The organism is Treponema sp. R80B11-R83G3 (assembly GCF_054786115.1).
In genome coordinates this window covers 1-7,193 of sequence record NZ_BDHF01000065.1, presented here as the reverse complement: position 1 = coordinate 7,193, position 7,193 = coordinate 1, and the positions used below count along the sequence as shown (strand labels likewise).

Below are 7,193 nucleotides of genomic sequence, written 5' to 3'. Positions count from 1 at the left end.
GAACAAATGACCGGTATGGCAAAAGATTTTTCCAAACTTACTTCCATGCTCATGGGGAACGAGGCTGCAAGCTCGTTGGGAAAGAGCGTTGAAATAATCGAGGGAGAGCGCAGTGTATATGGCGTTGTTCAGGCGGTTACCAGGGGAGAAACACCTGAGGTGTTGGTAAACGGTAATTTTTATGATTGGAATCATGTAATCAAAGTTTTTGCGGATGAAAAGGAGAGAGTAGACTTATGATGCGATCATTGTTTTCCGGCGTTTCCGGACTTCAGAACCACCAGACCAGAATGGACGTTATTGGCAACAACATCGCCAATATCAATACGACGGGCTTTAAACGCAATAGGGTCGGTTTTCAGGACATTCTGTATCAGCAGCTTCAAGGCGCGGCACGTCCCACAGAAGACTTAGGCGGCGTAAACCCCAAAGAAGTCGGCCTTGGAATGTCCATTGCGTCAATTGACACGCTTCACCTTCAGGGCAGTTTGCAGGCGACAAACAATCCGACTGACCTTGCCATTACCGGAAACGGTTTTTTCATCCTTGATGACGGTGGTACGCAACTGTTCACAAGAGCCGGCGCGTTCTCAGTTGATATGAATGGCACTATGGTAAATCCCGCAAACGGAATGAAAGTGCAAGGCTGGATGGCGAGAGATGTTGACGGCACAAGCGTATTGGACGTTTCAAGCCCCATTAATGATCTTGTAATACCGGTCGGCGGTAAAGACCCGGCAAAGGCGACAACGATGATTCAGTTTGCCTGTAACCTTGACAAGCGTATTCCCGAACTGCCGGCAAATCCCACAGGGGCGCAGATACGTGATGCGACATGGTCAACAACCATCGATATTTTTGATTCATTCGGCGACAAACACGTTTTGCAGGTTCAATTTACAAGAGTGGCGGGTACGGCTAACATTTGGAATGAGGCAGTTACGGTCGATCCGCAGAATTCGACTCCTACAAATACGACAATCGGTTTTGGGGCGGAAGCTCCGGCAGCGGGCGGACCTACAACTTTTGTCGTCAACTTTTCAAATAACGGCACCTTGCTTTCCGCCGAAGACGGAGCGGGCAATGTCTCTGGGGGGACGGGGCGTGTTCAGATGAACGCAGCTTTCGACGTGCAGACAGCGGCTGCCAACGAAGATGGCACTCCCGTCAGGCAGGAATTTGTCCTTAACCTTGGCACTGTCGGCGGCTTCGTCAATTCGCTTACCCAGTACGCAGAATCAAGTTCTTCAAAAGCGGTAGAGCAGGATGGCCGCACAATGGGCTATCTTGATAATTTTAAAATAGATCAATCGGGAGTTATAACCGGTATTTATACCAACGGCACTACAAGAACCATTGGACAAGTGGCAATGGCAAGCTTCCCCAACCAGGGCGGTCTTGAAAAAGCCGGTGATAACACATTCCGGGTTTCCAATAACTCAGGGTTAGCGAATATCGGTCCTTCGGGAATTGCCGGAAAGGGCAAGATTTCCGCCGGAACATTGGAAATGTCCAACGTTGACATGGCGGATCAGTTTGTAGACATGATTGTCACACAGCGCGGATTTCAGGCTAACTCCAAAACAATTCAAACGGCGGATCAGCTCCTGCAGGAGTTGTTGACGCTAAAGAGGTAGTAAAGGAGATAAGCGGATAGGGACAGGTTAGGGACAGAGATGCCCCTAACCGCCCCTAGCCGTTAATCAATAAAGGAAATATGATAAAAGTAACAAAGCTTGACGGGACGGAGTATTACATTAATCCTCATCAGATTGAATGTATAGAAATCCGCCCCGATACCGCTTTAATAATGTTGTCCGGCAAACATCATATTTTAAAAGAAGAGGTAGATACGGTTTTGGAAAGAATTGATGAGTACCGGCGGCGCTTAAGCCCGTATATTGTTCAGGAGTGAGAATATGAGTAAAAGCATTAATATGGGAAGCTTAGTCGGAGCACTAGGCGCAATGTTTATGATTGTTGGATCCATCCTATTGAGCGGTAACAGTCTTGGGGCCTTTATTGATATTCCCTCACTCCTCCTCGTTCTTGTCGGCTCATATTTTGCCCTTATGATAGCGTTCTCATTATCAGACAGCTTGGGAATTTTTGCCGCTATCGGCCTTGCCTTCCAACAGCCTGTATTTGATACGGGAAGTATAATTCAGAAGATGATTGCGTTTTCCGAAAAAGCCCGCCGTGAGGGTTTGCTTGCTTTGGAAGACGAGCTTGAAGACCTTGAAGATGAATTTATGAAAAAGGGTTTGCGTCTTGTAGTAGACGGAACAGACGCGACAATTATCCGCGATCTTTTGGAATTGGAATTAAGCCAAATGCAGAGCCGCCATTCATTTAAAATTAAACTTATTAACATGTGGGCGACTCTTGTACCCGGATTGGGAATGTTAGGTACGGTTATGGGATTGGTAGGTATGTTACGCAACCTTGACGATAAAGCGTCTATCGGCCCTAACATGGCTCTTGCTCTTATTACGACATTCTACGGTTCTATGTTTTCTAACGTATATTTTATTCCCTTTGCAAGCAAACTTAGCATATTTGATAATGATGAAGCCAGTATGAAGGAAATGATTATCGAAGGAGTTCTTTCGATTCAAGCCGGTGATAATACGCGTATTTTAGCAATGAAACTTCTTGCGTATCTTAATCCTGTCGCGCGCGTAGCGATGGAAAAAGAAGTATTAAAGGACTAGAAGTCCTAAAGGACAAGGTTAAATATGGCGCGTAAGAAGAAAGCAGACGAACCTACCCCGAGTACATGGTTAAATACCTACTCGGACATGATTACTCTCTGTCTTTGTTTCTTTGTCGTTCTTTTTAATCCCGATGACGTTACCCAGGCGCAAATGGACGCGCTTTCCGATTCAGTCCGTCAGGGCGGTATCGGCTCATTAGCCGGCGGTTTTACCATTTCCGCAGGCAAAAACGCTGATTTAGGCAATACAATTATGTCCCTGCCCTCAATGGAGCGCGGCAGGGTTATGGGCACTGCCATGCGAAAAGCCATCTCTGTTTTTTCACCGGAGATACGCACCAATAAAATAAAGGTAACCCACGATGAGCGCGGCCTTGTAATTACGCTTGCAGGCGACGCGTTTTTTTACCCCGGCAGCGCTCAAATAAATATTGAGGCAACCAGAGATATACTTCTGCGCTTGGGAACGTATCTTGTTTCCTATGAATTACGCGACAGAAAATTCAGGATAGAGGGCCACACCGATGATACCGCCGTTGACACAGCCGGCCCCTGGGAAGATAACTGGCAATTGTCTGCAGAACGTTCAAGGGCAGTTCTTCGTTATCTAGCCGATCTTGGCATAAACGAAAACAAGTTCCAAATCGCCGGTTTTGCCGCCACAGCACCAGTTTCCTCGAATGATACCGAAGAAGGCCGCGCCAACAACCGCAGAGTAGATATAATCATCCTAGACGAAGGCCACTTATAATTCGCCAAGACTCACACAAAGAGCACAAGTGAACAGTGAGCAGTGAGCAATTAGCAGTGAGCAATTAGCAGTGAGGATCTATGTTAGCAAGTTTAGCGTGTTGACTTCACGCTTAGATTGCTTACAACAATCACTGCTCACTTCTCACTGCTCACTGTGCTCACTACTCACACAACTTCTTCCCTCTTCTTTGTGATCTTCTCTTCCTTTGTGTTCTTTGTGTGAGGCTTTTTTCGAATATTATATTGACAGATTGAACAACGCACCGGTAGCGGGCGCGGAGGGAGCGTAGACTCCCATAGATTGCGTGGCTTTTATTTGCTTTTGGTATTGGTCTATTAGGGCGTTAATTCGGCTTTCATCAGTTCCTTCTAAATTGCCAAAATCAGCGTGGGGCTGGTTTTTCATTTTTGATAAATGTTCAATCAAGGTGTCAAGGATTTTTAACTTGGAGATGTTTACGCCTTGAGTGCCTTCAGGGGCGGGAGTTCCCGATACATGTTTAAAATGAGAATAAATCATCATTCCAGGAGAGACGGGTAGGGACATTCTTCCGTCTGTCGCCCGGCTTATCGCAAAGCCCATACTTGGGAATGCATGACTTGGTATCGCTCCGATATTCATAATAAACTCCTACTATAAATATCGGAATAAATACTTGTGACTTTTAATAAAAAATGTCGCTAACGGTTCAGTCTCATCCAGTCGGCAAGTCTGCGCTCTAGGGGGTAAACGTCGTTTGGGCGTTCCTTTCTGGCGCGGTCACGAAGATAGGGCATTACCACCCGCTCTTTGATAATTAACCAGTTTGCAGGCAGTGCGTTTGGGAGCGTAAAATACTCAGACGGCGGCATTCGTCCCAAAAGTTCGGGATAGAAAAGCGGATAGATTTGTTCCGTAACAAGGTTTAGCGCCGAAAAGCCACCGCAGATACCGAAGATATTTTCGCTAATTCTGTTTACTCTGGAATACTCCAAAATACTGCGTTGGTTTTCAATCTTGAAAAACCATATAATAAACTCCTCAGCAGATTTTTTGGACATAATCCTTTTTGGAACCCCCAAATAAACCGTGTCTTCCGTAACAGGAATACTGTCTTGTTCTTTTACCCAGCGAAAATCAAGAAGGCTTTTGCTTTCTTCGCTCAGCAAAAAAAGTTCGCTGCTTTCCATATATGAAAAAAGTATGCGTCCGTTCTGAATCAGTCTTTCCGGCGGCTCAAAAAAGTATTTAAAAGTAAAATCATCTTCAGCCTGAGTACTGGTATTTATCTCATTGGTCCAGTTGTTGATAAATGTCATTGATTTTTCTAAAGCCGTAGAATCCCAGACTAAAGGTTTTGATTCCTGAAAAGAAGCGCCGTAAAGCATTGCCGTCGTAATAAGAAAGTTGTCATTCCAGAACGGAGAAAAACCCATCCGCGTATATACCCCTCGGCTTATGGTATTAAAATCCTTACTCAATTTTTTTAACTCGTCAAAATCAATTGTAAATTGATTTGATAAAGACTGCTCCCTGTTTCTGGAAAAAATCAACGCCGGAATGTTGAACGATACCGGCAAAAGATATTGGCTTCTATCTATCCTGCCAATAGCCAGAAGGCGCGGATAGAATATGTTTCTTGAAAGTTTTTTCGCCACAAATAAATTATCCAGAGTTTTAAAACTTGATCCTGTAGAGGCGTTTTTAAGCCAGCTTGCGATTATTATATCCGGCTTGTTTTGTTTGTTAAGTTCCATAGCCGGAAATTCGACATATTTTACGGCAACCTTGTACTGATCTTGTGCCGTATTAAAAAATTCGCTATAAAGGGCGATTTCAGGCCGATCTGTCCAAATTTGCGCCGTCTTATTATCACCGCAGGAAACTAAAACAGCCGCCAATAAAAAAATGCTAGCTTTATATGAACGCATAAATAAGTGTATTTTGCCCGCTATGTGCTTGTCAATCAGTCTTATGAGTAGTATCATTAAAAAATTGGAGGCTTTTTTTGGATCGGATAAAAGAACCTTACATAATCAGGCTGCTTGAGCAGATTGGCGAGCATTATCGCGCAAATATTTCAAACAGGTTTTTACGCCCTGTTTTACTGCAAATTCAGGTCGATAAAAACACATGGGATTTAATAGAAGTCCTCACCGAAAAAATGGATTTGTACCGTTATCAAGGCTTCAATCTTGACGAATTGTACCGCCAAATTGCCGCCTGCGCCCGTTTTATCGAAGTTGCCCGTAACAAATCCACAATTAAAAGCAAGATAAGCCTGCTGCCTCCCGGCCATGACAAAACTCTGCGGGAAATGGCAGTCAGTAATTTTTCGTCCAACTTAAAAGTTTTCGCAGAACTGTTAAGTGAGTTGTATAAAACTTTGGTAGAGATGGATAAACAAGATGCCGGAAAAAAACGACAGCCTCTTTATACCCAAATGCCGGAATTATATAATATTGAAAGTTTGCTGGCTGGGGTGTAATTCGCCCCTTGACTATTTTTCCCATTTACGCTAAAAGATAGTATTACTTGTTTGGAGAAAGAAATGTACGCTTTAGTAGAATTTAAAGGTAAGCAGTATAGAGCCGAAAAAGGCGATCTGCTCAAAGTAGACTTGATTGACGCCGAGCCGGGAACAGCCGTTAATATCGAAACTGTGCTGTTGGTTTCCGGCGACTCGGTAAAGGTTGGCGACCCTTATGTAAAGGGCGCGAAAGTGTCCGCTACGGTACAATCCCACGGGAAAGACGATAAAATCATTGTTTTTAAGTACAAGTCCAAGAAGGATTACAGGCGGAAACAGGGACACAGGCAGCAATACTCGATTATTAAAATTGGGGATATATCAGCCTGATCGATATAGAAGCGGTTCTGGACAATGACGGCGTTTTAAGAGCCTGTAAGGCTAATGGACACGCTGGAGCCGGTAAGACCAGAGGTAAAATTCGTACCTTTTGGCGAAGGTTGATAAATACAGAACGTACTGGAGACGGTAAAGTCAAAGGCAACATTGTTTGCGCCGCCGTATCGGTTCTGTTTAGGACGGCAATAAGCGTCCTGTCCGGCAGGGACGGGATAACAATTAGGTTCGGCGCTCCGGAAAAGGGCCAATTGTGGCTGGAAGCCGATTATAAGGCGGAGGGAAAAGATTTTCTTTCTGCCACAGGGGTTTTTCTGATAGAAGGACTAAAATCCGTCGCTCAGGAATACCCAAAAAATTGCGAAATTACTATTACTAAAAACATCTAAAAACTTCAGTTTTTAGATGTTTTCAAAACCAAATGAAGAAAACCGCTAATGCGGTTTTCTTCTAAAGAACTACAAAAAAACCAACCGGTTTTTTTTGTAGTTCTAAGGAGGAATTGATATGGCACGGAAACGCGGCGGAAGCGGCGCTAAAAACGGAAGAGATTCACAACCTAAATATCTGGGTATTAAAGCATCGGCAGGCACATCGGTAAAAGCAGGGACAATTATTGCCCGTCAGCGGGGGACAAGGATTCACCCGGGGGACAATGTCGGCTGCGGCGGCGATTATACGCTTTTTGCCCTTGCGGACGGGAAAGTCAATTTTTCACAACGCAGAGGACGCAAACTTGCCTCGATAGTTCAGGACGCACAATAGCCCTCTTGCGTGGAAAAATTCGCGGATGAAGCAACAATAGAGGTTTCCTCTGGAAATGGCGGCAACGGTTGTGTGGCTTTCCGCAGGGAAAAATATATCCCAAAGGGCGGACC

General features: G+C 44.7%; 10 protein-coding genes and 2 pseudogenes. 10 read left to right on the top strand and 2 right to left on the bottom strand.

Going from position 1 to position 7,193, the window contains the following annotated elements; translation table 11 throughout:
* The 5 genes and pseudogenes from ACYVRH_RS09165 to ACYVRH_RS09145 all read left to right on the top strand — a co-directional run.
* Positions 1-240 (top strand): annotated as a pseudogene (locus tag ACYVRH_RS09165) (flagellar hook assembly protein FlgD); the annotation flags it as partial.
* Complete coding sequence (flgE, locus tag ACYVRH_RS09160) at positions 237-1,637, top strand: flagellar hook protein FlgE (RefSeq protein WP_461256614.1); 1,401 nt, start codon at positions 237-239, stop codon at positions 1,635-1,637. The pseudogene ACYVRH_RS09165 and the gene flgE, both read left to right, overlap by 4 nt.
* Positions 1,638-1,717: 80 nt before the next feature.
* Positions 1,718-1,915 carry a flagellar FlbD family protein gene (locus tag ACYVRH_RS09155; protein WP_461256613.1) on the top strand — a complete coding sequence of 66 codons (198 nt, stop codon included), beginning with the start codon at positions 1,718-1,720 and terminating at the stop codon, positions 1,913-1,915.
* A gap of 4 nt (positions 1,916-1,919) precedes the next feature.
* Positions 1,920-2,714, top strand: coding sequence for a motility protein A (locus ACYVRH_RS09150; RefSeq protein ID WP_461256612.1), 795 nt, complete (start codon positions 1,920-1,922; stop codon positions 2,712-2,714).
* Positions 2,715-2,738: 24 nt separating this feature from the next.
* A complete protein-coding gene (locus ACYVRH_RS09145; RefSeq protein WP_461256611.1) occupies positions 2,739-3,467 on the top strand; it encodes an OmpA family protein in 729 nt (242 codons plus the stop codon).
* Positions 3,468-3,707: 240 nt separating this feature from the next.
* Here ACYVRH_RS09145 and ACYVRH_RS09140 read toward each other — a convergent pair whose 3' ends face one another.
* Both ACYVRH_RS09140 and ACYVRH_RS09135 read right to left on the bottom strand, forming a co-directional pair.
* Positions 3,708-4,091, bottom strand: coding sequence for a hypothetical protein (locus ACYVRH_RS09140; protein WP_461256610.1), 384 nt, complete (start codon positions 4,089-4,091; stop codon positions 3,708-3,710).
* Between the two features lie 59 nt (positions 4,092-4,150).
* On the bottom strand, positions 4,151-5,350 hold the full coding sequence (locus ACYVRH_RS09135) for a hypothetical protein (protein ID WP_461256609.1): 1,200 nt from the start codon (positions 5,348-5,350) through the stop codon (positions 4,151-4,153).
* A 107-nt stretch (positions 5,351-5,457) separates the two neighbouring features.
* Between ACYVRH_RS09135 and ACYVRH_RS09130 the strand changes: the two genes are divergently transcribed.
* The 5 genes and pseudogenes from ACYVRH_RS09130 to ACYVRH_RS09110 all read left to right on the top strand — a co-directional run.
* Positions 5,458-5,937, top strand: coding sequence for a hypothetical protein (locus ACYVRH_RS09130; protein WP_461256608.1), 480 nt, complete (start codon positions 5,458-5,460; stop codon positions 5,935-5,937).
* Positions 5,938-6,000: 63 nt separating this feature from the next.
* Entirely contained in the window at positions 6,001-6,309 is a 309-nt protein-coding gene (gene rplU, locus ACYVRH_RS09125; RefSeq protein ID WP_461256607.1) for a 50S ribosomal protein L21, read from the top strand.
* A gap of 110 nt (positions 6,310-6,419) precedes the next feature.
* Positions 6,420-6,704: a ribosomal-processing cysteine protease Prp gene (locus ACYVRH_RS09120; protein ID WP_461256606.1), complete on the top strand. Its 285-nt coding sequence runs from the start codon at positions 6,420-6,422 to the stop codon at positions 6,702-6,704.
* A gap of 118 nt (positions 6,705-6,822) precedes the next feature.
* Complete coding sequence (gene rpmA, locus ACYVRH_RS09115; RefSeq protein ID WP_461256605.1) at positions 6,823-7,080, top strand: 50S ribosomal protein L27; 258 nt, start codon at positions 6,823-6,825, stop codon at positions 7,078-7,080.
* A gap of 9 nt (positions 7,081-7,089) precedes the next feature.
* A pseudogene (locus ACYVRH_RS09110) lies at positions 7,090-7,193 on the top strand (GTPase ObgE); the annotation flags it as partial.

Bases quoted from the DNA above. Each gene is read 5' to 3' on its own strand.
- flgE (WP_461256614.1), top strand. From the start codon at position 237: ATGATGCGATCATTGTTTTCCGGCGTTTCCGGACTTCAGAACCACCAG.
- ACYVRH_RS09155 (WP_461256613.1), top strand. From the start codon at position 1,718: ATGATAAAAGTAACAAAGCTTGACGGGACGGAGTATTACATTAATCCT.
- ACYVRH_RS09150 (WP_461256612.1), top strand. From the start codon at position 1,920: ATGAGTAAAAGCATTAATATGGGAAGCTTAGTCGGAGCACTAGGCGCA.
- ACYVRH_RS09145 (WP_461256611.1), top strand. From the start codon at position 2,739: ATGGCGCGTAAGAAGAAAGCAGACGAACCTACCCCGAGTACATGGTTA.
- ACYVRH_RS09140 (WP_461256610.1), bottom strand. From the start codon at position 4,091: ATGAATATCGGAGCGATACCAAGTCATGCATTCCCAAGTATGGGCTTT.
- rplU (WP_461256607.1), top strand. From the start codon at position 6,001: ATGTACGCTTTAGTAGAATTTAAAGGTAAGCAGTATAGAGCCGAAAAA.
- rpmA (WP_461256605.1), top strand. From the start codon at position 6,823: ATGGCACGGAAACGCGGCGGAAGCGGCGCTAAAAACGGAAGAGATTCA.